Raw genomic sequence first — 24,412 nt, 5'->3', positions numbered from 1 at the left:
GAATGTCATCTTATCCTGCCAACCGCATCCAGACCGGTAATGATGATGTCCACCCCTGTGGAAAAGCGTTCTTCAAACTCAGGGTAATCCGATGCGCGTTCCTCGGTGTCCTCCCCGGTGAGCTCATGGAGCTGCCGCTGGGTCTGTTCCGCAAGAACTGCTCCAATGACAAAGTGCAGCAGGGTGAAAGCACCCACCGTATCGGGGGTGCGCAGGGAATTCGTGATGATCATCTCCAGTTCCGCCCGCAGCGTGGTGTCAATGAGTGCGGCGCTGACGATCTCTGAACCATCCCTGTGGCTGATCATCAGGGCACGTAACTGTGCGCAGGTGGATGGGGCAGAAAGCTTATCGACGCCCGACTCATCACCCCCATCAACCAGGAGTGGTTCCAGAATTCTTCTGGCCGTAGCGCCGATTAGTTCCTGTTTATTCTTGAAATGCCAGTAGAGCGCACCCGGCGCCACATCAAGTTGTTTTGCCACACGCCGCATCGTCATATCTGCCAACCCGAAGGAGTTGAGGATGGATAAGGCGGTATCAATGATTGTTTCGCGGTTTAATTGCACAATTGCCAGCATAATGACAGCCCCACACCCAGTGTGGGAACAGGGATAGTTGCTAGGGTAACTAGGTGAATTCCTGTCTCCGTGTGGAGACAGCGACGCCATTGATGACTTACAGGAGAACAGACTTGTCCATTCGTACTTCCGCGAAGAAGGTTGCCATCGCCGCCGTCATGGTGGCCCCATTAGTTCTGGCAGCCTGTGGCAGTGATGATGGCGGAGACAACACCGCATCGACGACCACCACTCAATCCTCTGCTACTTCCGCCACCACGACTGAAGAGGTGAGGGAGGAGACCACCACTGAAGAGGTGACGGAGGAAACTGAAACAACCGAAGAGGCTGCTCCAGTGCCGACAACTGAGGCTCCGGTTGAGGAACCAGCACCTGCGCCGGCTGCGATTCCTGAGGCTCCGATCACCTACCAGGAACTTGACCCGGTTCAAGCTGGCCAGACCGCCAGCCCTGAGGATGCAGCAGCGATTGAATCACTGGTCCGTGGAGCCCTGGCGCCGACCACCGTGCGCGCCATGCTGGAATATGTACCCAAGAACACCTGTAACCGTGTCATTGAAGCAGCAGGCGGACAGCAGGCAATGGACTTCAGCTCCATTCCAGATGTCCCACTGAACCAGATTCCGGGCGCATCAGCCGGAACCGTGGACTCCATCACCGACATCATGGTTGAGGGTGACACCGCATCAGCATGGGTTGTGGCAAGTGGCAACGGTCAGACTGACTCCGCCACCCAGCGTTTCCTGCGTGAAGAAGGCCGCTGGAAGTTCTGCGACTAGCACACCTGAAGTAAGGGATGGAACACCCTGGCGGGTTGTCTTATCGGTGGGGGAGGTGGGCGTCGATAAGCGCCTTTGTGCCAGGGGACGGCAGGGGCGGTATCCTTGCAAGCCATGAGCAACCCCTACCAGGGCTATATCGACGACACAGCCCAGCCAGCAACGCAACGAACTGTGCGGCGGACACGCAGGAGCACCGGAGTCTACGCTGGTGTCTTCGCGCTCACCCTGACGGTCTTCGCTGTGGCAGGTGCGGTGTGGGGACTGCTGCGACCGACCTACACCGCCTATGTCGAAGATGCGGAAACAGCATCAGTGGCAGCGGCACCGAATGTGGAATTCACGGCATTCATCTGGTTTACCATCATCACCGGTGCCATCGGTGCAGTACTGGCGCTGATCGTGTTCCTCCGGGCGGAATCAGCACGGGGTCTGGGCATGCTGTTATGGATCGGAGTGGTGGCCCTGCTGGGGGCCGGGATCTTCATTGTCTTCGGCGATATCTCAGCACAGCTGATCCATGCACGGCCCACCGAGTACACCGACATGGTGGGGGAGACCTTCCAGGTGGTTCCCTCCATGACCCCGGGAAGCGCACTGTTTGCCGCACCGTTTCTGGCGGTCCTCATGTACTGGTGTGCTGCGTTTGTCACACCGGTGGAGGATTAGTTCTTCTCAGGCCAATCCACAATTGATGTGCCGGTTGCTTCCATGCTGAGGGAGTCCACAGCCTGCAGAATATGGTGGATGGACAACGCAATATTGTGGCGGAGCTGACTGCTGGTCAGGCCTTCGGCAGTCGGAACGGCGAACTCCACACGAACCTGCAGACCCTGGGGATCCCGGTGACAGAACGCCTTCGTGGTCAGGGAACGTTCATTCCACTGATTACACATCATGAATAATTTGATGAAGTCACGGTCCGGGTCCATATCCGGATCCCAGTGGCCTTTCACCAGGAAGGTGGGGCCGTTATCGATGAAGAAACCGAGGAAGACCTCATTGATCCATGCGACGAGGAAATCATCCTCACCACTGGTTTTCACCACACCGATATCCGCCAGGTGATCACGCACCCGCTCAAGAGTGACCTCACGGGGATATTCGGGGGTGTCGTTCCTGTCATCATCTGAGTCAAAAGGTTCAGGTAGTGATCCCGGTGCCGGATTGGTGACGGAACCACTGGCGATGGCAGGAATGTCGATGCTGGAATCCCCGCCCAGAAGATCCAGGAGATTCAGCTGGTCATCATCAGAATCATCACTGTCCGGTGCCTCTCGGAGGTCATCATCTGAGAAGTCAGAGAAGATCGGTAGGAAGGGTTCATCACGGGTTTCCCTGACAGGTGGGTTCTCTGCATCAGCCTCTTCAGGAAGTGTAGCGGGATCACCCTCAGAGTTCTCCTCAGTATGGTCCCCATCTAGATTGGCTCCGGTATCAGCGGAGGCATCCCAGATGTCGTCATATTCCCCGGTGTCCTCAGAATTACGGAAGATATCACCATCATCTTCAGGGTCGCTGGCGGAAGGGTGGTGGGGGGAATCCATTCTTCTTCTTTCCTGACCATATTCGAAGTTGGAGTAGGGGACTGTCGGGGGGATGAAAAGGCCGTGGATCTCTTCGGTGAGGTCCGACTCATCCTGTTCAGTACGCAGTTCATCGCTACCGGCACCATCAATATCCAGCTCGGAGAACATCTCCAGGACAGTGTCCACAGCCATTTCCACTGTGTTGATGGTCAGCTGGATGAACTGCATGAGCTGGTCGGTGGACACACCCTCATCAACGCTTAGGGAAGAGCGGAAATGGATCTCCACCTCGCCCATATCTGCGATGTGCAAGAGTGCCGCAGGGGCAATACGCTCGGTGTTCCACGTATTGAGCACAGGGGCGACCTCGTTGATCATGGATAGATCCAGGGTCATCCGCATCCGGGCGAGCATGGTCAGGTGCAGTCCTGATTCCTGCCCGAAATAGACAGATATCCGGTGATTGGGCCACGGCATGATCAACCGGTCATCGGCAGCCAGGAACTGGTAGCCCAGTGCGTCCACAGCAGTCTCCACCCGGGCAAGGTCCACGGGCTGGGGGAGCAGTGTGTCTGGCATTCTGAAATCACGATCAGTCAAAGTGTGAAGCCCGATCCTTTCCTGTGGTGCGGGGGGTTATGCTCATCAGCTTGTCCTGCCGATGAAAGTTTGGTCGGTACGAACGATAATGTCATCCTGAGATGGTCCACCCAGAAGGTGAGTGACCGGCAGCGGTAGGTATGCCCCCAAGGGGACACTATCGGGGTAAGTCCGTAGGGATTATTTAAGTCTGGTTTATCAGTCTAAAGGAAACCCCCAGTTCTGTACCCAAATCAGTTTTAATCCGGGTGGGGAATACAATAGGTAACCGTGTGGTGTGAAGCAGCACGCGTTGTATAACCTCAGATGTGGTTTCCATCAGTCAGGGGATCTCATCGCGGCAATGCCCAACACCAACGGCCTTTTGCAGAAGCCCCAAACTTTAGGGAGAAATTCTCGCCATGCTGAATGTCACGGACCTCCGTGGTCAAACACCATCCAAGAGCGACATCCGACGCGCACTGCCACGGGGAGGCACAGATGTCGCATCTGTCCTGCCCATTGTGGAGCCGATGGTCGATGACGTGAAAAACCGTGGCGCTGACGCCGCGCTGGACTACGGCGAGAAATTTGACCATATCCGTCCCACCTCGGTGCGGGTGCCTGCTGACGTGCTCAAGGCCGCCGAAGGTTCTCTGGAGCCCAAGGTCCGGGAAGCCATCGAGGAGTCCATCCTGCGGGTCCGCAAGGTCCACGCCGACCAGAAGCCGAGGGAGCACACCACGGAGCTGTACCCGGGTGGCACCGTCACTGAACGTTTCCTCCCTGTCGACCGCGTTGGACTCTATGTTCCGGGTGGCAATGCGGTGTACCCCTCCAGTGTCGTCATGAATGTCGTCCCAGCGCAGGAAGCCGGGGTGAACACCCTCGTGGTGGCCTCCCCACCACAGGCCGATCACGGCGGATGGCCACACCCGACGATCCTGGCCGCCTGCTCCATCCTCGGAGTGGATGAGGTCTGGGCCGTAGGTGGCGGTCAGGCCGTTGCCCTGCTGGCCTACGGCGATGATGAGAAGAATCTGGAACCGGTGGACATGATCACCGGTCCAGGCAACATCTTTGTCACCGCAGCCAAGCGCCTGGTCCAGGGGGCTGTGGGCATTGACTCAGAAGCCGGCCCCACAGAAATTGCCATCCTGGCTGATGATTCAGCCAACGCCGTCAACGTCGCCTATGACCTGATCAGCCAGGCAGAACATGACGTCATGGCTGCCTCTGTGCTCATCACCGATTCCGAACAGCTGGCCCACGATGTCAACCGGGAGATCGAATCCCGCTATGCCATCACCCGCAACTCCGACCGCGTGGCTGAAGCACTGCGTGGAAAGCAAAGTGGCATCGTCCTGGTGGACAACCTGGAGATCGGCATCGCCGTGGCAGATCAGTATGCGGCGGAACACCTCGAGGTGCACACCGTCAACGCCCGTACTGTATCCGAACGCATCCGTAATGCCGGCGCCATCTTCGTTGGAGACTTCTCCCCGGTACCACTGGGAGACTACTCAGCAGGCTCCAACCACGTGCTGCCCACCTCCGGCACCGCACGTTTCTCCTCCGGGTTGTCCACCCACACCTTCCTACGCCCGGTCAACCTCATTGAATACGATGAGGCTGCGCTCAAGGAGATCTCGGATGTCGTGATCAACTTCGCCGATGCCGAGGATCTCCCAGCCCACGGTGAAGCCATCCGGGCACGCTTTGAAACTCTTCCCACCACCGATAACAACGCTTAAGGCTCAAGGTCGACTACTTTCATGACTGACAAGACTCTGGCATCACAGGTCACACTCTCCCAGCTTCCCCTGCGCGAGGAACTCCGCGGCGACAGTGCCTACGGTGCACCACAGCTCAACGTTGCTGTCCGTTTAAACACCAACGAGAACCCCTACCCACCATCAGATGCCCTCATCGATGACCTTGTGGATACCGTGCGCACCATCGCCACAGAACTCAACCGCTACCCGGAACGCGATTCCGTGGAACTGCGCGATTCCCTGGCTGATTACATCACCCACCAGACCGGTGTGGCCGTCACCCGAGACAACCTCTGGGCAGCCAACGGCTCCAATGAGGTACTCCAGCAGCTGCTGCAGGCCTTCGGCGGGCCGGGACGCACCGCACTGGGTTTCCAACCCAGCTACTCCATGCACCCCATCCTCTCCAAGGGCACCCAGACCGAGTTCATCGCCGTCGAACGTGGGGCAGACTTCCGCATCAACATGGACCTGGCACTGGCGGAGATCGACAAGCACAATCCGGACATCATCTTTGTCACCACCCCGAACAACCCCACCGGCGATGTGACCAGCCTTGATGACATCGAGCGCATCATCAGCGTCGCGCCGGGCATTGTCGTGGTGGATGAGGCCTATGCAGAGTTCTCCCCATCACCTTCAGCCACCACACTGATTACCAAGTACCCCACCAAGCTGGTGGTATCACGCACCATGTCCAAGGCCTTCGACTTTGCCGGTGGGCGCCTGGGATACTTCGTGGCAGCTCCGGCATTCATCGAAGCTGTGATGCTGGTGCGCCTGCCGTATCACCTCTCGGCTCTGAGTCAGGCCGCCGCCATCGTGGCCCTGCGTCACCGTGGGGATACGTTGGAAACTGTGGCCACGCTTGCTGCTGAACGGGATCGAGTGGCAGCCAAACTGGAAGAACTCGGATTCAAGCAGGTTCCGAGTGAATCCAACTTCATCTTCTTCGGTGATTTCTCCGATCAGCATGCCGCATGGGAGGCCTTCCTCGAGCAGGGAGTACTCATCCGCGATGTCGGTGTGCGCGGACACCTGCGTGTCACTATCGGCCTGCCAGAGGAAAATGATGCTTTCCTCGACGCTGCCGCAATAATCGCCAGCCTGAACCTCTAGAGCCTCACAACAGACTTTTAAGGACGTTTTCTTCATGACCTCTACACCTCGTATCGGCCGTTCCACCCGGACGACCAGTGAATCCGACATCTCCGTCGAGATCAATCTCGATGGCACCGGAAAGGTGGACGTTGATACCGGCCTGCCTTTCTTCGACCACATGCTCACCGCCTTCGGCGTACACGGCAGCTTTGACCTCAAGGTCCACGCCAAGGGCGATATTGAAATCGATGCCCACCACACCGTGGAGGACACCGCGATCGTCATGGGCCAGGCGCTCTTGGACGCAGTCGGGGACAAGAAAGGCATCCGTCGCTTCGCTTCCTGCCAGCTGCCCATGGATGAAGCCCTGGTGGAATCCGTGGTGGATATCTCCGGACGCCCATACTTTGTGATGAACGGCGAACCAGACCAGATGATCAGTGCGGTCATCGGTGGACACTATGCCACCGTGATCAACGAGCACTTCTTTGAAACACTCGCGCTGAATTCACGTATCACCCTGCACGTGATCTGCCACTATGGTCGCGACCCACACCACATCACCGAAGCTGAGTACAAAGCTGTGGCCCGCGCTCTGCGCGCCGCTGTGGAAATGGATCCCCGCCAGACCGGAATCCCATCCACCAAGGGTGCGCTGTAGAAGGTGAGCCCATTGCAAATTTCTGATATCGTCCTTGCGACCGCGCCCCAGGCTCCCGATACCGGCAACCGGTGGATGATCTATGGATTATTCATCCTCGCCGGACTGTTCATCGGTGGCGCATGGTCTGCTTATAAGGCTGAAAACAAACTGGGCATGATCGTCGCCGGGGCGATCGGTGCACTCGCCGCAATCGGTGGCATTCTGTGGATGATCGGAGAGATGACTTAATTTGGAAAACAGGGCTTTGACACGCGCTGAGATCGAGCAGTTACCCAGCATGTGGAAAAGCCCCGGTTTCGTGGCCGTCCTCGTGGCGGTTGCAGCTGCATTCGGCAGTTTCTCCCTTCTACTCCCGGTGGTGCCCCTGGCGGTACTCAACGGTGGCGGCAGCAGCACGCTGGCCGGTGCCACCACGGGTGTCTTCATGGCAGCCACGGTGCTCACCCAGATCTTCACTCCAGCAGCATTACGCAAAATTGGTTATAACCCGGTGATGGTGTTTTCCGCCTTCATGTTGGGTGTTCCAGCAGTGGGGTACATCATTGGCATGGAACCACTTCCTGTCCTGGTGGTCTCCGCTCTTCGTGGCATCGGTTTCGGTGCTCTGACCGTGGCGGAGTCCGCACTGGTGGCAGAACTGGTCCCGGTGCGTTTCCTGGGTAAGGCCTCCGGCATGCTAGGGGTGTTCATCGGCTTGTCCCAGATGCTTTTCTTGCCGCTGGGTCTGGCGATCGGCAATCAATGGGGTTTTGACATTGTCTACATCACTGGTGCTGTCATCGCACTGGTGGCAGCAGGGATGTGTCTGCGCATCCCGGCGATCAAGGCAGCGGCAAAGCAGCAGCCGGGCAAATATGACTACCCGGAGGAAAAGCAGGCTCGTGGGGTGGCCGCCTGGAAGCTGGTGCTGATTCCAGCCCTGGCGGTGAGCACCCTGTCCATGACCTTTGGTGCTGTGTCCTCCTTCCTTCCGGCAGCGGTCATCCAACTGGATCCGGTTCTGGGTGCAGTCTTGGGTGGACTCATCTTGTCCATCGCCGGTGGTTCCGCCATGGTGTTCCGTTACCTGGCAGGTGTCATTGCTGACCGTACCGGGATCCCCGGTGCCACGATGATCCCGGCACAGGTCATGGCCTTCATCGGCACTTTGCTCATTGCTGTGACCATCTACCAGGAATGGTCAGTGTGGTTCCTGGCCGTGGGTGCTGTGTTGTTCGGCGGTGGTTTCGGCATGGTGCAGAACGAGGCACTGCTGTCCATGTTCTTCCGCCTGCCACGTTCCCGGGTGTCTGAAGCCTCTGCGGTGTGGAATATCTCCTATGACGCCGGAACCGGTCTGGGTAGTTTCCTCCTGGGCATCGTCGCAGCAACCCTGGCCTACAACGGTGCGTTTGGTGCCGGTGCAGCGGTCATCCTCCTGGGCATCCTGCTGACGATGGCGGACAGAATCGTCGGCAAGCATCGTTTGACCGAGTACAACAACACGCGTGCACGCCTGCGACAGATCCCCGTGGCACGCCGGGCGGTGCAGACCGTGAGGTCGGTGCGCCGACAGCGTGTGGCGGACAATCCGGTCGCTGTTGATGAGCTGATCACCCGACCCACTGAGCAGCCCGGCTGGAAGGACGTGGACGAAAAGTAGGTCGCGGTGATGGTCGGAAAAAGATGGTGCCCTACACTGATCGCATGACCAAAACTGTCGCTCTACTCGACTACGGGTCAGGAAACCTCCGCTCCGCCCAGCGCGCACTTGAACGCGTCGGTGCGGAGGTCATCGTGACCAATGACCCTGATATCTGCACCAACGCCGACGGCCTCCTGGTGCCCGGTGTGGGTGCTTACGCCGCTTGTATGAAAGGCCTCAGAGAGGTCTTCGGACAACGCATCATCGGCACCCGCCTGGCCGGTGGACGTCCTGTCATGGGCATCTGTGTGGGTATGCAGATCCTGTTTGAAGAAGGTATTGAACACGGCATCAAGACCATGGGATGTGGTGAGTGGACCGGGAAGGTCGAAAAGCTGCAGGCGGATATCCTCCCGCACATGGGTTGGAACACTGTGGAACTGGAGTCCGGTTCCGACATGTTCGCAGGCATGAGCGAAGATGAGCGTTTCTACTTCGTCCACTCCTATGGTGTGCGTGACTGGACCCTGATCACCGATGATCTGACCGCTCCGCCGCTGGTGACCTGGGCCAAGCATGAGAATGATCGTTTCGTGGCCGCCGTGGAAAATGGTGCCCTGTGGGCCACCCAGTTCCACCCTGAAAAGTCCGGCGATGCCGGCGCACAGCTGCTCAGTAACTGGATCAAGCACATCTAATAGCTAGGATCAATGACTATGACCTTCACGATTCTTCCCGCCGTCGATGTTGTCAACGGCCAAGCAGTCCGACTCGACCAGGGTGAGGCAGGCACTGAAAAGTCCTACGGCACCCCTTTGGAATCTGCCCTCAAGTGGCAGGAACAGGGAGCGGAATGGCTCCACTTTGTTGATCTTGATGCAGCATTCAACCGTGGCTCCAACCACGAGATGATGGCTGAGATCACCAAGAAGCTCGACATCAAGGTAGAGCTGACCGGTGGTATCCGTGATGATGCCTCGCTGGAACGCGCCCTTGCCACCGGAGCCACCCGCGTCAACATCGGTACCGCCGCACTCGAGAAGCCGGAGTGGATCGCCGATGTGATCAAGCGCTACGGCGACAAGGTGGCCGTGGACATCGCTGTTCGTCTGGAAGAAGGCCAGTGGCGCACCAAGGGCAACGGCTGGGTCTCTGATGGCGGTGACCTCTGGGAGGTTCTGGAGCGTCTGGATTCCCAGGGGTGCACCCGTTTCGTGGTCACCGATGTGTCCAAGGACGGCACCCTGACCGGGCCGAATGTTGACCTGCTGCGTGAGGTTGCGGCAGCCACGGATTCACCGATTGTTGCCTCCGGTGGCATCTCCACGCTTGAGGATGTTCTGGAACTGGCCAAGTACCAGGATGAGGGCATTGATTCCGTCATCATCGGCAAGGCGCTCTACGAGCACAAGTTCACCCTGACTGAGGCGCTCGACGCCGTCGCAAAGCTGGGTTAGCCCACATGGATGCCCGTGACATGCTGGCCATGGCGGAAGCCGTGGTTGATGACGCCGAAACCATCTTCATGGAAGGCTTCGGAGCCGCCCCCTCCACGATGAAGACCGCCGGTGATTTTGCCACCGAGGTGGATTACGCCATCGAATCCCACATCCGGATGATGCTGACCCACCTAACCGGCATCCCCGTGGTGGGGGAGGAGGGCGGCGGCACCGACAGCGGAACCCGCTGGGTCATTGACCCCATTGATGGCACCGCCAACTTCGCCGCCAGCAACCCCATGTCATCGATCCTGGTGTCCCTGCTTGTCGACGACCAACCCATCCTGGGTGTGACCTCCATGCCCATGCTGGGCAAACGCCTGACCGCCTATGACGGCTCTCCGCTGATGGTCAACGGCACCCCGATGAAACCACTGGAAGAGCAGTCCCATCTGGTGGCCCATGTGGGTTTCAGTTCCATGGCAACACCCAAGAACACGGCCTTCCCCGGGGAACTCCGCCGTGATCTGTTGTCTGAACTGGCGGATTCCTACCTGCGACCCCGTATCACCGGTTCCATCGGTGTTGATCTGGCCTTCACCGCCGAGGGCATCTTTGGAACCTGTGTCTCTTTCAGTCCACATGTCTGGGATAACGCAGCAGGTGTCATACTGGTGCGCGCAGCAGGTGGCGTGGTCACCGATACCGAAGGTGGGGAATGGAAACCAGGCAAGGGTGTTATCGCAGGAACAGAAAAAGCCCATGCTGTGCTGATGGGTACGATAAATAAGGTTCGCGAGGAACACGGACTTTAAGTGATGGACAAGCAGCTTTTCTGAATAAAACTGCGACAGACGTTAGTACAGTACAACTGACCTTAAGAAAAGAGCAGCAACATGGGCGTGGCAATCAGGGTAATTCCCTGCCTGGACGTAGACAACGGCCGAGTGGTCAAGGGCGTCAACTTTGAAAACCTCCGTGATGCCGGGGACCCGGTGGAACTGGCCAAGCGTTATGGCGAGGAGGGTGCTGATGAACTGACCTTCCTTGATGTCTCCGCCTCCAAGGATGGACGCGGCACCATGCTTGATGTGGTCCGCCGCACCGCAGAACAGATCTTCATCCCCCTCACCGTCGGGGGTGGCGTGCGCAGCGTGGAAGACGTTGATCAGCTGCTGCGTGCCGGTGCCGACAAGGTCAGTGTGAACACCTCCGCCATCGCCCGCCCGGAACTGCTTTCGGAGCTCTCCCAGCGCTTCGGTGCCCAGTGCATCGTTTTGTCCGTTGATGCCCGCCGTGTCCCAGAAGGTGGCACCCCCCAGCCTTCCGGCTTTGAGGTGACCACTCATGGGGGAACCAAATCCGCCGGCCTGGATGCCATTGAATGGGCACGCAGTGGTGAAGCCCTCGGTGTGGGTGAGATCCTGCTCAACTCCATGGATGGCGACGGCACCAAGAATGGCTTTGACATCGAGCTGTTGGAGAAGGTCCGTGAGGCTGTCTCCATTCCGGTGATCGCGTCCGGTGGTGCCGGCACCGCGGAGCACTTCCCCCCAGCCATCAAGGCAGGCGCAAATGCTGTTCTGGCAGCGACCATCTTCCACTTCGGTGAAGTCTCCATCACCGAGGTCAAAGATGCCATCAAGAGTGCAGGTTTTGAGGTTCGACAGTGAGTGGACAGAACAAGGGTGGGGCCAGTGAAAACCCAGCGGACTACACCCTCGACGCTAAGGTTGCGCGGCGACTGAAACTCAATGCCGAGGGGCTGATCCCCGCAGTGGTCCAGGCAGATGACACCAAAGAGGTGCTCATGATGGCCTGGATGGACACCCATGCGCTGGCCTACACCCTCGCCAGCCGGCGGGGCACGTATTACTCCCGCTCCCGCGATGAGTACTGGATCAAGGGCCTGACCTCCGGCAACGTCCAGCAGGTCACCGGCGTCGCCCTGGATTGCGATGGCGATACCGTCCTGCTGACCGTGCATCAGACAGGTGGTGCCTGCCATACTGGCGACCGCACCTGCTTTGACGCAGATGTGCTGCTGACAACCACGGATTAGCAGAACCTCGCCACTCCCTTCCGACAGCAACAAGCAAAGGAAACTCCCTATGAAACCCCACGTGCTATCAGCCCTGATGATCGGAGCTGGTGCCCTGGTGGTCTGGATAAGCTCCCGGATGAACTGGATCACCGTCGATGCCTTCGATGACAAGTCCGGTGACATCACCCAATCACTCGTCGGTGCCACCTGGTCAACTGAGATCATGGCCTTGGCCCTGGCGCTGGCAGCAGCCTGCGTCGCCGGCCTGGTGCTGCGCCGTGTGGGTCGGAGAATCATCGGGATTATCTCTGCCGTGGTGGCAGTGGCAACCAGCCTCTCCCCACTGGCCCTGCTGACCGGGGAGCCCACTGTTGAGGATGCAGAGCGCGCCCGCACGCTGCTGACCTCTGGTATTGCCAGCCAGCGGGCAAATTCCGGCACCCTGCTGTCAGAGTGGGCGGAGATCACCGATCTGAGTACCCACCCGCTGGCAGCGGTGGTGGCATTGATCGGCTGCGCCCTGGCATTATTTGGTGGTGTCCTGCTGGCCATGCGTCCGGGAACCAACCCTGTACAGGCCAGCAAATACGAACGGCGCCAGGCCCGCGCGGAGAAAATCCGTACGGATCTGCAGCAGGCACCTGACTCCGGCCGTGTGATGTGGGACGCACTGGATGAGGATATTGACCCAACCGACAACACCGGGGGTAGGGGCAAAACCGCAGGTCAGCAATAGAAAACGGGGGCGTGATTTCTTTCGCGATATGTACTCGGGATAATCTTATCCCTGCATAGGCAGGAAGGAGGTCAGGTCATGGTTACAGTTGAGAACCGCATACTCCAGGATGTCGCAGCAGAAGTCGCGGCACGGGAGGTGCAGGTGACATTTCAGGATATTAAAGCCACGTCACGATCATCCAGGCTTCCCGGTGCACGTGATATCCGCTCGTTGTTCCTGTCTTCCGGATGTAATGTGGTGGCTGCTTTTGACCGTTTTGCCTCAGACTGGTCAGATCACGAGAATCCGGTTGAGTTTGCACAACACCTGGAGGAATTCGGGGTGGCCATGTTCAGCTACACCGTCCGCCGTGGCCAGTTTGCTGCGGCAGTGCGGGACATCAATGAGATCAAGGCAGCCGTGGAGCTGCCACTTTTTCTGGATGATCTCATTGTTGATCCCTATCAGATCCATGAGGCGCGGGTTTTGGGCGCGGATGCCTTGTCCTTGGCTGTGTGGGCCATGGATCAGCACAAACTTGAGGCGTTGCTGGACCGTACTGAGTCGCTGGGGATGACTGCCCTGGTGAAGGTCCGTAATCCTGATGAGGCCACACGTGCTGTGGAAGCCGGGGCATCTGTGGTGGCTGTTGATGTCACGGGTTATCAGGGCCCGAAGACTCTGCCCGAAGCCTTCGCCGGTGTGTGCGAGAGACTGCCGGCAGAGGCTGTGCGTCTTGTCTTGGGGGGCTGTTGGACCCCGAAGGAGCTCATGGCTTTTGCCCGGCATTCAGCTGATGCCGTCTATGTGTCACATAATCCGCTAGCTGCTATCCGGTCCCTGGTGTCCGCAGGCATGCATCCGGCCTGCCCGTCGCGCTAGCTTCCTCGCGCTGAGCGCGATCCCGTGTTGATTGAGAGCGTGGCATGGGTGTGCCCGGATGTTCCGGATACTGTAGATGTTGACCTGGATGTGGGAACTTCCCCTTGAGGTAAATGTCTATTTCTTGGCCCCCGGGTGGCACTGCAACCGGGAGTGGTACCCGTGTTGTTGCTAGATTAAGTGGCATTACTATTTTCCCACTCTGCGCTGATTAGCGGTTAGGTTTTAAACTTCTGTGGATGTCATGACTCTGGCAGCAATCCCATCCCCGCCCCAGGGCGTGTGGAATCTCGGGCCCATTCCGATCCGTGCCTACGCGATGTGTATCATCGCCGGAATCCTGGTGGCGATCTGGTTGACGCGTAAACGCTACGCCGCTCGTGGTGGTAACCCTGAGGTGGTTCTTGATGCAGCGATCATCGCGGTGCCAGCGGGCATCATCGGTGGCCGTATCTATCATGTGATCACTGATAATCAGAAGTACTTCTGTGAGACCTGTGATCCTGTTGATGCTTTGAAGATCACCAATGGCGGGCTGGGTATCTGGGGTGCGGTCATCCTGGGCGGGCTGGCCGTATGGGCCTATTTCCGTTATAAGAAGATTCCGCTGGGCCCCTTTGCCGATGCGGTGGCACCCGCTGTCATCCTGGCCCAGGCCATTGGACGCCTGGGCAACTGGTTCAACCAGGAACTCTACGGTGCGGAGACTGATGTCCCGTGGGCTCTCGAGATCTACTACCGTGTTGATGAAACCGGCCGTCTGGCACCGGTGACGGGAGTATCCACCGGTGAGGTGATGGCTACCGTGCACCCGACCTTCCTCTATGAACTGTTGTGGAATCTCCTCATCTTCGCCCTGCTCATGTGGGCTGACAAGAAGTTCCGTCTTGGTCATGGTCGGGTATTCGCGCTCTACGTGGCGGGTTACACTCTTGGCCGCTTCTGGATTGAGCAGATGCGCACCGATGAGGCCACGATGGTATTCGACATGCGTATCAACACGATCGTCTCCGCTGTGGTCTTCGCCGGCGCGATGGTGGTGTTCTTCTTCCTGAAGCAGGGCCGTGAAACCCCGGAGCAGGTTGATCCTGTATACCAGGCATCTCTGGCTGGGGAAGGCGACAACGAAAACGATAGGTCTGAGGGCGGAAAACAGCAGACTTCTGCTGGATTCGGCATCGGGAAGAAAAACTCCAGTGACACGGATATGACCGGTGGGGCAGGGAAGTAGTACCCACCATAAAGATGTGATCAGTCTCGCCGTCACATGTTAACCCCCTGAAGGGCACTCCTGAACAGAGTGCCCGTTTTGTTTTGACACTGCCCGCTTTTCAGATGGTTAGTCCATGTCAGAGCGGGTTCGGGCATGTCTGGGTGGGGGGAGTGTTCACAGGGGAAAGGCGGTGCGGTTGATGAGCTACAGGAAGATTTCCGGTGAACATACTCTCAACTTGGTGGTGGCCTTGTAGCCGGGGTGAAGTGAAAGGGTTAGGCTTAACGGTGTGGATAGACGAACGAAGATTGTATGTACCCTCGGCCCAGCAGTTGCCAGCGCAGATGGAATTCTGCGCCTTGTTCAGGACGGCATGAATGTTGCTCGTCTGAACTTCTCACATGGCGATCACCCAGATCATGAACAAAACTACAAGTGGGTTCGCGAAGCGACTGACAAGACCGGTCGTGCGGTCGGCATCCTTGCCGACCTGCAGGGCCCCAAGATCCGTCTCGGACGTTTCAAGGACGGTGCCACCGTCTGGGAGACCGGCGAGACCGTCCGCATCACTGTTGATGAGGTGGAAGGCACCCACGATCGGGTATCCACCACCTACAAGAACCTGGCCCGCGACGCCAAGCCTGGCGATCGCCTGCTGGTCGATGACGGCAAGGTCGGTCTTGTCTGTGTAGCCATTGAAGGCAATGACGTCATCTGTGAGGTCGTTGAAGGCGGCCCGGTGTCCAACAACAAGGGTGTTTCCCTGCCAGGAATGGACATCTCCGTTCCGGCACTGTCCGAAAAGGACATCGCTGACCTCCGTTTCGCACTGAAGCTCGGTGTGGACTTCATCGCCCTGTCCTTCGTTCGTTCCCCAGCAGATGTTGAGCTTGTCCATGCCATCATGGATGAGGAGGGACGCCGCGTTCCTGTCATCGCCAAGCTGGAGAAGCCAGAGGCTGTTGCCGCACTGGAGTCCATCGTCCTGGCCTTCGACGCTGTCATGGTTGCCCGTGGTGACCTCGGCGTTGAGGTTCCACTGGAAGAGGTCCCACTGGTTCAGAAGCGTGCGATCCAGATCGCCCGTGAGAATGCCAAGCCTGTCATCGTGGCCACCCAGATGCTGGACTCCATGATCGACAACTCCCGTCCGACCCGTGCAGAGGCCTCCGACGTGGCCAATGCCGTGCTTGATGGTGCTGACGCCGTCATGCTCTCTGGTGAAACCTCCGTTGGTAAGGATCCACATAACGTGGTCCGCACCATGTCCAGGATCGTTCGTTTCGCTGAGACCGATGGTCGCGTCCCGGATCTCACTCACATTCCACGCACCAAGCGTGGCGTGATCTCCTATTCTGCACGTGATATCGCAGAGCGCCTCAACGCCCGCGCACTGGTCGCATTCACCACCTCCGGTGACACCGCCAAGCGCCTGGCACGCCTGCACTCACACCTGCCACTGCTGGTGTTCACCCCTGACGCCGACGTCCGTTCCCAGCTGGCACTGACCTGGGGTGCAGAGACCTTCCTCTGCTCACCGGTTGATGACACGGATGAGATGATGCGCGAAGTAGACCGCGCGTTGCTGTCCATGGATGAGTACCAGAAGGACGACATGATGGTTGTTGTCGCCGGCTCCCCTCCGGGAGTCACTGGTAACACCAACATGATCCACGTCCACCTGCTTGGTGAGGATACCAACATCCCGAAGTAGGTCTGACTATAAAGAAGCGCTGACACGAAGCATGTGTCAGCGCTTCTTCTGTGTTTCGGGAGTGCTTGTTGCCTGCTTGTCGACGCCTGCCCAGGGGCTCCTGCCGCAGGCGGATATCGGGGTGCCCCAGCGAAACAATGCTTGACATGTCAAGCAAATGTGTGGATACTGGTAGTCAACACACCTACTGCAAGGAGCACCCTCTCACATGAGTACCCTGGAAACCACCATCAATAAGGCCACCCACATGGACGCAGTCACCCTCCGCGTTGGTGACCTTGAGAACATGACCTCCTACTACACCTCCATCCTGGATCTGGATCCGATTGAGGAGCAGTCCCGTAACAAGGAGGTCCACCGCGTGCTCGGACGCCGGGGTGTACCGTTGATGCGGTTGATTTTCACCCCGGATCTTCCTGGCGTGGACTCCAGGCAGGCAGGTCTCTATCACACGGCATTCCTCTTTGAAACGCCCGCATCCCTGGCCGCAACCGTCTATCGCGCAGCCCAGGACACCCGTTCCCGTTTCGTCGGATCCTCTGACCACCTGGTCTCTGAAGCCTTCTACTTCACCGATCCGGAGGGCAACGGCATTGAGCTCTACGTCGACCGTCCCCGCAGCGAATGGACCTACACCGGTGATGACGTGGACATGACCACCGTTTACCTGGATCCCAATGCCTACCTGCAGAAGCACCTGGATCAGAACATTCTGAACGCCACCAATGAGCAGCCGGCCACCATCGGCCACCTCCACCTTCAGGTCGGTGACATCAACCAGGCCGCCGGTTTCTACCTGGACAAGATCGGTTTTGAACGCACCACCTCCATTCCCGGAGCACTGTTCACCTCAGCCGGTGGCTATCACCACCATGTGGCTATGAACACCTGGCATTCCGGTGGGGCTGGTCCACGTGCTGCAACTCTCGGCCTGGCAGAGGTGTCTATCTTGGTTCCAGAGCGCGAAGACCTGGATATGTTGATCGCCCGTCTCGGTGACTGGGAACATTCCGACAACGGAACCTCGGTATCAGTCAAGGATCCTTGGGGCACCCCGGTGACCATTTCACTGCCAGGAGTATCCACTGGAGAGCTTCTGCAGCGCTGATCATAGAGTGCGTTCTGCGAACTTTGAGGAAAATACCTCAAGGTCAGAGCCTTAAATGCCCCTGTGACCTCTATTTGGTACACCCTATAAAAGTATTAAGTTCGTTCCGGTAGCACGGACGACAGGTTCAGGCTAGGTTTAGGGACGTGAAATCAGTAGGCACAGTCCAGTTCAATAATCAGCTCCCGACCCAACTTGAACCACTGGTTCAGCTCGCGCACAACCTGCGCTGGTCCTGGCGGGAGGAAACCAAGCAGCTGTTCCGTGATATCGATCCGGAACTCTGGGGCACACTCGATGAGGATCCCAAGCAGATGCTTCTTCAGGCATCCGCATCCCGTCTGCGCCAGTTGTCCACCGATGATGAGTACCTCGGACGCATCAACGATGAGTCCCAGAACCTGAGCGAATACCTCAGCACCTCCCTTTGGTACCAGAAGACCGCTGAAGCCCCGGCCAAGGCAAATGACCCTATCGCCGCATACTTCTCCATGGAGTTCGGCATCCACCCGAGTCTGCCGATCTACTCCGGTGGCCTGGGCGTCCTGGCTGGCGACCACATGAAGTCTGCTTCTGACCTCGGCGTCCCACTGGTAGGTGTCGGCCTGCTCTATACCCACGGTTATTTCACCCAGTCACTCTCCGCAGACGGCTGGCAGCAGGAAAAGTACGAGTACCACGATCCTCAGCAGTTGCCGATTGTGGCTGTCACCGATGACCAGGGCAAGCAGGTCACTGTCTCCGTCGCCTTCCCTGAAGGCCGCGAGATCAAGATCGCACTCTGGGTGGCCAATGTCGGCCGCATCCCACTGATCCTCCTGGACACCAACATTGAAGACAACCCGGAAGACATGCGCTATGTCACCGACCGTCTCTATGGTGGCGACTCCGAACACCGCATCAAACAAGAAATCGTGCTTGGTGTCGGTGGCGTCCGCGCCGTCGACGCTTTCTGCGCAGCCCGTGGCATCACCGCACCCGGTGTCGCCCACCTGAACGAGGGGCATGCAGGCTTCCTCACCCTCGAGCGTGTCCGCCAGCGCATTGCTGAAGGCACTGACTACGCAGCAGCATTTGAGCAGGTCCGCGCCTCTAATATCTTCACCACCCACACCCCGGTCCCCGCTGGAATCGACCGTTTCGACATGTCTATGGTGCGCCGCTACCTCGGTGATGGACTGCCCGAAGAGCAGCGTCTGTGCCCAGGTGTCCCACTGGACAAGGCCCTTGAACTGGGCCGTGAGGAAGATCCCCACCGCTTCAACATGGCACACATGGGTCTGCGTGCCTCCCAGCACGCCAACGGTGTGTCCAAGCTTCACGGTGATGTCTCCCGTGAGATGTTCGCAGGCCTCTACCCGGGCTATGAGCCAGCAGAGGTCCCGATCGGACACGTCACCAATGGTGTCCACCTTCCCACCTGGGTCATGCCTGAGATGAAGGAACTCATCGATCGTGTGTCTGGTGGAGCCGACCTGGCAGTGGCTGACACTTGGGATAACCCGGATGCGGTCTCTGCCGAGAAGCTCTGGGAGGTCCGCAACAAGCTCCGCACAGACCTCGTCGATGTGGCACGCGATGCAATATTTGAATCCTGGTCCAAGCGTGGACACACCGAAGCGCAGCTTGGCTGGGCCCGTCGTGTTCTCGACCCTGAGGTGCTGACCATTGGCTTCGCACGCCGTGTCTCAACCTACAAGCGACTGACCCTCATGCTGCGCAACCCTGAGCGTCTGCGTGCGATCCTGCTCAATGAGGACCGCCCAGTCCAGTTCATCATTGCCGGCAAGGCGCACCCACACGATATGGGTGGCAAGAAGCTCATGCAGGAGATCGTTCACTTCGCAGATCAGGCTGGCGTGCGTGACCGCTTCCTGTTCCTGCCGGACTATGACATCAATCTGGCCAGCTATCTCATCTCCGGAACTGACGTCTGGCTGAACAACCCGGTGCGTCCGCAGGAAGCCTCCGGCACCTCCGGTATGAAGGCTGTCATGAACGGTGGACTCACCCTGTCCATCTCCGATGGCTGGTGGGATGAGATGCCACAGGAGGAGACCGGCTGGACCGTCCCAACCGTGGAGACCCACGATCTCGATTACCGTGACCACCTGGAATCCCAGGCGCTCTACGATATCCTGGAAAACGAAGTTGCACCACTGTTCTATGACCGTGATGACAACGATGTTCCACAGGACTGGATGGACCTGGTATCCAAGTCTTGGACCACTTTGTCACCGATGGTGACCTCCACCCGAATGGTCCGCGATTACACCACCGAGTACTACCGCCCAACCCAGCACCAGGCTGAGCTCATTGCCACCCCTGAGGCTGCAGGTGCCTACGCCGCCTGGCTGGAGACTGTCAATCAGGAGTGGAATAACGTCACCCTTTCCAACTTGAGCGTGGGCACCGCCACCGCCGGTGTGGAAGCACAGACCTCCACTGCGACGAAAGTCGAGGTCACTGTTGATGTTGACCGCGGTTCACTCAACGCTGATGAAGTCTGCGTCCAGGTCATCTTCGGAGAAACCGATGAGCATGGCGAGATCGCGGAACCACTGATCTATGACATGAAGAACACCAGCGGTTCCACCTACTCAGTGGAGATCTCCTCTGATCTTCCAGGTAACTACGGCTACACCGCCCGCGTCATCCCCTGTCATGACATGCTGGTCAGTCCTGCTGAAACCGGACTGATCACCTACTACCAGGCATAACACTGCCCGCTAGATAGATACAGGGACAAAGCAGCCCACCGTGGGTGATCATGGTGGGCTGCTTTTCTATGTTTTAAGAGGCAGGGGTGGACAGGTAGGTCAGCACAGCAGCAGCTGCCGCTGTGGTGGCAGCATGTACCGTGGGCTCAAAATCAGGTACGAAATTGCCCATGTGGTTAGCCGGAATATCCTGCGACACCCGGTCCGCGGCAACAGCCGCCTCCCAGTCCTTCCGCGGGGTGGCTCCGATAGTCCAGTAAAGATAAGGACTGTTCAATGCCAGCGGGATATTGGGGAAGTCCTCTGACGCCGTCCAACGGTCACCGGTGTAGGAAGCCGGACCGAAAACATCATCAAAGACCGGACGTACCCGGGTGAACACCTCCACAGCATTATCAGTCAGCTCACCGTGGGCGAAGTACTCAATCGTCGGTTCATCCTCAATGCCGGAGGCGATGCACTCACCGCGTACCACCCGTTCAATCGCGCGGTACACCTTCTTCTTCACCTTGTCGTTGTAGAAACGACAGTTCAAGATCAGTCGTGCCTCATTCGGGATGGTGTTGTTGGAGTTTCCTGATTGAAGGGTTCCCACAGAGATGACGGCAAAATCCTCCGGTGAGACCTCACGGCCCACGATGCCCTGGAGACGTACCACGATCATCGCAGCCACAAAGGTGGGGTCGATGGAATTGTGGGGCATGGAACCATGCGCACTGCGGCCCTTGATGCGGATATCAATGGAATCACAGGCCGCCAGAGCAGCACCCGGCATGCTCATCACTGCACCGGCAGGACCTGGAACCACATGTTGCCCAAAACACACATCAGGGTGGGGAATCTTATTAACCAATCCGTCAGCAACCATGGCGTTGGCACCGCGGGCATTTTCCTCCGACGGCTGGAACAAGGCGATGAAGGTGCCCTCCCAGGCGTCACGACGTTCATCAAGAAGCGCACATGCTCCCAGCAGCGCTGTGGTGTGCATGTCATGGCCACAGGCATGCATCACCGGTACATTGTTGCCATCAAGCGGGCGCATGCGGGTGGATGCCCAGGGCAGCCCACTGGTCTCCTTGACCGGGAGGCCGTCAAAATCAGCACGCATCAGTGCCACAGGCCTGCTCTCGTGGTCACCATTCCGGAAAATGGCGAGGATACCGAAGCCACCAACAGGTGAAATGACCTCACAGTTGAACCTCTTCAGCTGCGCGATGATGGTGCGTGCGGTCTCCGTCTCAAACCCGGAAAGCTCCGGGTGCTCGTGAAGTTCCTGATAGATATCCTTCTGCCAGGACAGATCGACACCATGGTTACGCAAAAGATCGGAGATATGACTCATATCGTTGATAGTAGGCCAATGACAACAACAGGTTGATCTCACCGACCCTCGGGCTGTCTACAGAAGCGGATTGTACTTCAAGCTGTTGCGCTCTACTGAGCATTCCGTGGCAATGCGGATATCCTCACCAATCCAGCCCGCGTCCCGCAGGCGGTACATCTCCTTGACCATCCGGTCACGGACATTCTGTGGCGACAGGGTATTGAGATAGATCTTGGTACCACCCTCGAATCCAGCCAGGGTGGAGACCCGCCATTTGATCAGCACCCGCCACGGCATCGGCATATCAACATCAATGGGCTTATGGTGCCATTCCTCATTGCAGGGCACATCAGGACCTGTGGCTGCATGACAGGCATGGATGAGGTCGCTCATCGCGCGGACTTCCGCCGGGGACTGCAGCCATGGTTCGGACACCGCTGATCTGGAATAGATTTCCAGGGTGGGGTAGCGGTGACCAAAACCGGCAAAGGCCACCGCATGGTCATTCTCTGCGATCAGGAGATTGTGATACCCCGCATAATCAACGGCGAACTCGTTGTACATATTCGGGTTCTGTCGGAGCCGGATCAGCTCAGCCTCATTCTGGTGACCGCGTTCATCAATGCTCACCAACTGCTTGTGCAGATGGTCAAAGGAGGCTCCAGCAGGTTTGAGCCAGTTCTGAAAAGCCACCACATACGGGGCATAACGGTTACGTGCATAGAGGTCACGGATGCCATCGAGGGTGAAACAGATGAACGCCGCATGCTCATCAGCGGTCAGGGTTCCGGAAGATGCTAACTGGGAGTTATCAGTGGCGTCATCGGTGAAATGGCGGCGGGCGATGATCACGTCATGTCCACCGGAGAAGTATCCCGAGGCCTTGTCCACCAGCTCAGCTTCGGTGGTCTCCGTGACATCCTGGCCAGCAGCCTTCAACCGTGTGCGCACGATATCCACTACGTGTTCCCGCCCATCTGGGTCCGCAAGGTAGGTGGACATCCGTAATGCGGTCTCCGTGTCCATCTCAAAGCCGAAGTTCTTCTGCCAGTAGTCATAGGTGACGATCTCAAACAGATTGGGCACACGACGAAACTCTGCGACTGAATCCTTGAGAGCAGCGGGGAGAACACCAGGCAGAATCTCAAAATCTCCCGCGGTGCTTTTCACCATCCGTGCCTTTTCCGGGGGAGTGGACAGTGGAGTATCCGAACAGAAGGCACAGTAGTTGGTGTGATCTTCGGCGCTGATCGGGGCGGGGTCAGAAGCGGGATGTGACAGGGGTCGGTTGCCACGTCCGGGTACCGTCCAGACTTCGGTGCCGGTGAAAGGGTTAACCTGCTTGATGGTTCCATCGGCCATGGTGCGGATGGGGGTGGGGTGTGTGCTGAAGGGGCTGTTCATAGCTCTCAGGTTATTGACTAGTGTGTTGTCATGCCGAAGATTCAATTTGATGTTCTCGTCCCCGATAGACAATCCATCGATCTCGCCGGGCGTTTCACCGCAGTGTCAGGCCTCATCGTCGAGAAGGGCCTGATGGACACCGGACTTGTTGTTCATGACCCGGAGCCATCTGTATCCCCTCAGGTTGAGGAACAGTTGCGTCAGACTTACCGCGATGAGCATGAGGATATGGATCTGGAGGAGTCATCAGTCAACCGTTACCTCGTTGAAGTTGATGGCGTGAAGGGGTCTGTCAATCAGATCACCATGATCTTTGCGCGTCTGCTCACTCCACCTGCGGATCTGCCCAAGGACGCATTCCTGCTGGAACAGGAAACCCTCTACGAGGTTCCTGCGACCTACCCCTGGACAGTGGAGATCCTCCGCTAGTTCCTGCGGCAGGCTTTAGGTGCGTGTGCTGAAGTCTTCTGCAATCTTTCGACCAGCGGCACGCAACTGGATGGCTACATCCCGGTGCGTGTCCAATTCGACGGTGATGATCCCCTCAGGGACCGCACCGTCGATTTTTCCTGCTGCCACGGCCAGTGGAACACCAGCTGCTGAAGTCAGGCCATGCAGGGTTCCCACGACCTTGCCCGTGTAGGACTGTGCATCTAGAGCGCCCTCACCGGTGATGACCAGATCCGCGGTGGGGAGCATCTCCTCAATACCAGTGGCACGTGCGATCAATGGGGCACCGGGCAGTACGTGGATGTGTTCAGCGGTGCCGTGCAGCAGGGTGGACAGCCACGTCAAACCTACGGCGATTCCGCCGGCAGCGCCCATGCCGGGCTTGGTGCCATCCACATCGAGCACCTCACACATGTGAGTCAGTCCTTCGTCGAGAAGCGTTATTTCCTCAGGGGTGGCACCCTTTTGTGCGCCGAAAACATGTGCGGCACCCTCTGGGCCGATGGCCGGTGCGGTGACATCTGTCAGCAGGACCCACTCGGCTGCTGCGGCGGGGATGTTGAGCATGGTGGTGTCGATATTATCCAGGTCGATCAGTCCCTGTCCTCCCTTGCGCAGTGCGTAGCCAGGCTTGTCACGCAGGACAGCTCCGAGTGCGACCAGAATTCCGCCACCACCGTCGGTGGTGGCGGAACCGCCCAGGCCGAGGGTGATGCGGGTGGCGCCACGGGTGACAGCATCAGCGATGAGCACGCCGGTGCCGT

The 24,412-nt window shown here is 58.2% G+C and carries 24 protein-coding genes; 19 read left to right on the top strand and 5 right to left on the bottom strand.

The window, feature by feature from the left end; translation table 11 throughout:
* Positions 1-5: 5 nt before the first annotated feature.
* Complete coding sequence (locus Q0M74_RS00415; protein ID WP_293950674.1) at positions 6-569, bottom strand: TetR family transcriptional regulator; 564 nt, start codon at positions 567-569, stop codon at positions 6-8.
* A 125-nt stretch (positions 570-694) separates the two neighbouring features.
* On the opposite strand from Q0M74_RS00415, the gene Q0M74_RS00410 reads away from it, so the two are divergent.
* Both Q0M74_RS00410 and Q0M74_RS00405 read left to right on the top strand, forming a co-directional pair.
* A complete protein-coding gene (locus Q0M74_RS00410; protein ID WP_293950672.1) occupies positions 695-1,360 on the top strand; it encodes a hypothetical protein in 666 nt (221 codons plus the stop codon).
* A gap of 114 nt (positions 1,361-1,474) precedes the next feature.
* Positions 1,475-2,029: a hypothetical protein gene (locus Q0M74_RS00405; protein WP_293950670.1), complete on the top strand. Its 555-nt coding sequence runs from the start codon at positions 1,475-1,477 to the stop codon at positions 2,027-2,029.
* Here the strand turns inward: Q0M74_RS00405 and Q0M74_RS00400 are convergent.
* The gene (locus Q0M74_RS00400) at positions 2,026-3,468 is read right to left on the bottom strand and encodes a YbjN domain-containing protein (RefSeq protein ID WP_293950668.1); all 1,443 of its coding nucleotides are present in this window, start codon (positions 3,466-3,468) and stop codon (positions 2,026-2,028) included. The two genes, Q0M74_RS00405 and Q0M74_RS00400, sit on opposite strands and share 4 nt — an antisense overlap.
* A gap of 422 nt (positions 3,469-3,890) precedes the next feature.
* Here Q0M74_RS00400 and hisD point away from each other — a divergent pair, with 422 nt between their 5' ends.
* From hisD to glgP, 16 genes are all read left to right on the top strand, one after another.
* Positions 3,891-5,222: a histidinol dehydrogenase gene (gene hisD, locus Q0M74_RS00395; protein ID WP_293950666.1), complete on the top strand. Its 1,332-nt coding sequence runs from the start codon at positions 3,891-3,893 to the stop codon at positions 5,220-5,222.
* A gap of 21 nt (positions 5,223-5,243) precedes the next feature.
* Positions 5,244-6,362, top strand: a complete 1,119-nt coding sequence (locus tag Q0M74_RS00390) for a histidinol-phosphate transaminase (RefSeq protein WP_293950664.1) — start codon at positions 5,244-5,246, stop codon at positions 6,360-6,362.
* A 34-nt stretch (positions 6,363-6,396) separates the two neighbouring features.
* The gene (gene hisB / locus Q0M74_RS00385) at positions 6,397-7,005 is read left to right on the top strand and encodes an imidazoleglycerol-phosphate dehydratase HisB (RefSeq protein WP_293950662.1); all 609 of its coding nucleotides are present in this window, start codon (positions 6,397-6,399) and stop codon (positions 7,003-7,005) included.
* 3 nt (positions 7,006-7,008) lie between these two features.
* A complete protein-coding gene (locus tag Q0M74_RS00380; protein WP_293950660.1) occupies positions 7,009-7,236 on the top strand; it encodes a hypothetical protein in 228 nt (75 codons plus the stop codon).
* A gap of 49 nt (positions 7,237-7,285) precedes the next feature.
* Positions 7,286-8,650, top strand: a complete 1,365-nt coding sequence (locus Q0M74_RS00375) for an MFS transporter (protein ID WP_293950725.1) — start codon at positions 7,286-7,288, stop codon at positions 8,648-8,650.
* A gap of 44 nt (positions 8,651-8,694) precedes the next feature.
* Positions 8,695-9,330, top strand: a complete 636-nt coding sequence (gene hisH / locus Q0M74_RS00370; RefSeq protein WP_293950658.1) for an imidazole glycerol phosphate synthase subunit HisH — start codon at positions 8,695-8,697, stop codon at positions 9,328-9,330.
* Between the two features lie 18 nt (positions 9,331-9,348).
* The gene (gene priA, locus Q0M74_RS00365) at positions 9,349-10,089 is read left to right on the top strand and encodes a bifunctional 1-(5-phosphoribosyl)-5-((5-phosphoribosylamino)methylideneamino)imidazole-4-carboxamide isomerase/phosphoribosylanthranilate isomerase PriA (RefSeq protein ID WP_293950656.1); all 741 of its coding nucleotides are present in this window, start codon (positions 9,349-9,351) and stop codon (positions 10,087-10,089) included.
* A gap of 5 nt (positions 10,090-10,094) precedes the next feature.
* A complete protein-coding gene (locus tag Q0M74_RS00360; protein ID WP_293950654.1) occupies positions 10,095-10,886 on the top strand; it encodes an inositol monophosphatase family protein in 792 nt (263 codons plus the stop codon).
* Positions 10,887-10,967: 81 nt separating this feature from the next.
* The gene (gene hisF, locus Q0M74_RS00355; protein ID WP_293950652.1) at positions 10,968-11,744 is read left to right on the top strand and encodes an imidazole glycerol phosphate synthase subunit HisF; all 777 of its coding nucleotides are present in this window, start codon (positions 10,968-10,970) and stop codon (positions 11,742-11,744) included.
* Positions 11,741-12,133 (top strand): phosphoribosyl-AMP cyclohydrolase, encoded by a 393-nt coding sequence (gene hisI / locus Q0M74_RS00350; RefSeq protein ID WP_293950650.1) that lies wholly within the window; start codon positions 11,741-11,743, stop codon positions 12,131-12,133. Before hisF ends, hisI begins: the two co-directional genes overlap by 4 nt.
* A gap of 49 nt (positions 12,134-12,182) precedes the next feature.
* On the top strand, positions 12,183-12,851 hold the full coding sequence (locus tag Q0M74_RS00345) for a TIGR02234 family membrane protein (protein WP_293950648.1): 669 nt from the start codon (positions 12,183-12,185) through the stop codon (positions 12,849-12,851).
* A 78-nt stretch (positions 12,852-12,929) separates the two neighbouring features.
* On the top strand, positions 12,930-13,715 hold the full coding sequence (locus tag Q0M74_RS00340) for an indole-3-glycerol-phosphate synthase (RefSeq protein ID WP_293950646.1): 786 nt from the start codon (positions 12,930-12,932) through the stop codon (positions 13,713-13,715).
* Positions 13,716-13,959: 244 nt separating this feature from the next.
* Positions 13,960-14,946, top strand: a complete 987-nt coding sequence (gene lgt, locus Q0M74_RS00335; RefSeq protein ID WP_293950644.1) for a prolipoprotein diacylglyceryl transferase — start codon at positions 13,960-13,962, stop codon at positions 14,944-14,946.
* A 271-nt stretch (positions 14,947-15,217) separates the two neighbouring features.
* Positions 15,218-16,642: a pyruvate kinase gene (gene pyk, locus Q0M74_RS00330; RefSeq protein ID WP_293950642.1), complete on the top strand. Its 1,425-nt coding sequence runs from the start codon at positions 15,218-15,220 to the stop codon at positions 16,640-16,642.
* Between the two features lie 208 nt (positions 16,643-16,850).
* Positions 16,851-17,750 carry a VOC family protein gene (locus Q0M74_RS00325; protein WP_293950640.1) on the top strand — a complete coding sequence of 300 codons (900 nt, stop codon included), beginning with the start codon at positions 16,851-16,853 and terminating at the stop codon, positions 17,748-17,750.
* A gap of 146 nt (positions 17,751-17,896) precedes the next feature.
* Complete coding sequence (gene glgP, locus Q0M74_RS00320; protein WP_293950638.1) at positions 17,897-20,470, top strand: alpha-glucan family phosphorylase; 2,574 nt, start codon at positions 17,897-17,899, stop codon at positions 20,468-20,470.
* Positions 20,471-20,543: 73 nt separating this feature from the next.
* Here glgP and Q0M74_RS00315 read toward each other — a convergent pair whose 3' ends face one another.
* The gene (locus tag Q0M74_RS00315; protein ID WP_293950636.1) at positions 20,544-21,812 is read right to left on the bottom strand and encodes an amidohydrolase; all 1,269 of its coding nucleotides are present in this window, start codon (positions 21,810-21,812) and stop codon (positions 20,544-20,546) included.
* A 57-nt stretch (positions 21,813-21,869) separates the two neighbouring features.
* Positions 21,870-23,198 (bottom strand): DUF4921 family protein, encoded by a 1,329-nt coding sequence (locus Q0M74_RS00310; protein ID WP_293950634.1) that lies wholly within the window; start codon positions 23,196-23,198, stop codon positions 21,870-21,872.
* 30 nt (positions 23,199-23,228) lie between these two features.
* On the opposite strand from Q0M74_RS00310, the gene Q0M74_RS00305 reads away from it, so the two are divergent.
* Positions 23,229-23,627, top strand: a complete 399-nt coding sequence (locus Q0M74_RS00305; protein WP_293950632.1) for a hypothetical protein — start codon at positions 23,229-23,231, stop codon at positions 23,625-23,627.
* A gap of 15 nt (positions 23,628-23,642) precedes the next feature.
* Here Q0M74_RS00305 and Q0M74_RS00300 read toward each other — a convergent pair.
* On the bottom strand, positions 23,643-24,412 hold a 770-nt coding region (locus tag Q0M74_RS00300), incomplete at its 5' end, for a glycerate kinase (protein WP_293950630.1).

Source organism: uncultured Corynebacterium sp. (assembly GCF_945649885.1).
Classification (GTDB): Bacteria; Actinomycetota; Actinomycetes; order Mycobacteriales; family Mycobacteriaceae; genus Corynebacterium.
The sequence above is the reverse complement of the archived record's forward strand: the minus strand, read 5'-3'. Positions and strand labels throughout refer to the sequence as shown.

What these genes read in the sequence shown, in the direction of transcription:
- Q0M74_RS00315 (WP_293950636.1), bottom strand. Translation starts at nt 21,812, where the DNA reads ATGAGTCATATCTCCGATCTTTTGCGTAACCATGGTGTCGATCTGTCC.
- lgt (WP_293950644.1), top strand. Translation starts at nt 13,960, where the DNA reads ATGACTCTGGCAGCAATCCCATCCCCGCCCCAGGGCGTGTGGAATCTC.
- Q0M74_RS00305 (WP_293950632.1), top strand. Translation starts at nt 23,229, where the DNA reads ATGCCGAAGATTCAATTTGATGTTCTCGTCCCCGATAGACAATCCATC.
- hisB (WP_293950662.1), top strand. Translation starts at nt 6,397, where the DNA reads ATGACCTCTACACCTCGTATCGGCCGTTCCACCCGGACGACCAGTGAA.
- priA (WP_293950656.1), top strand. Translation starts at nt 9,349, where the DNA reads ATGACCTTCACGATTCTTCCCGCCGTCGATGTTGTCAACGGCCAAGCA.
- hisD (WP_293950666.1), top strand. Translation starts at nt 3,891, where the DNA reads ATGCTGAATGTCACGGACCTCCGTGGTCAAACACCATCCAAGAGCGAC.
- Q0M74_RS00340 (WP_293950646.1), top strand. Translation starts at nt 12,930, where the DNA reads ATGGTTACAGTTGAGAACCGCATACTCCAGGATGTCGCAGCAGAAGTC.
- Q0M74_RS00390 (WP_293950664.1), top strand. Translation starts at nt 5,244, where the DNA reads ATGACTGACAAGACTCTGGCATCACAGGTCACACTCTCCCAGCTTCCC.
- Q0M74_RS00345 (WP_293950648.1), top strand. Translation starts at nt 12,183, where the DNA reads ATGAAACCCCACGTGCTATCAGCCCTGATGATCGGAGCTGGTGCCCTG.
- Q0M74_RS00405 (WP_293950670.1), top strand. Translation starts at nt 1,475, where the DNA reads ATGAGCAACCCCTACCAGGGCTATATCGACGACACAGCCCAGCCAGCA.
- hisH (WP_293950658.1), top strand. Translation starts at nt 8,695, where the DNA reads ATGACCAAAACTGTCGCTCTACTCGACTACGGGTCAGGAAACCTCCGC.
- Q0M74_RS00325 (WP_293950640.1), top strand. Translation starts at nt 16,851, where the DNA reads ATGAGTACCCTGGAAACCACCATCAATAAGGCCACCCACATGGACGCA.
- Q0M74_RS00310 (WP_293950634.1), bottom strand. Translation starts at nt 23,198, where the DNA reads ATGAACAGCCCCTTCAGCACACACCCCACCCCCATCCGCACCATGGCC.
- Q0M74_RS00375 (WP_293950725.1), top strand. Translation starts at nt 7,286, where the DNA reads ATGTGGAAAAGCCCCGGTTTCGTGGCCGTCCTCGTGGCGGTTGCAGCT.
- Q0M74_RS00400 (WP_293950668.1), bottom strand. Translation starts at nt 3,468, where the DNA reads ATGCCAGACACACTGCTCCCCCAGCCCGTGGACCTTGCCCGGGTGGAG.
- Q0M74_RS00360 (WP_293950654.1), top strand. Translation starts at nt 10,095, where the DNA reads ATGGATGCCCGTGACATGCTGGCCATGGCGGAAGCCGTGGTTGATGAC.
- hisF (WP_293950652.1), top strand. Translation starts at nt 10,968, where the DNA reads ATGGGCGTGGCAATCAGGGTAATTCCCTGCCTGGACGTAGACAACGGC.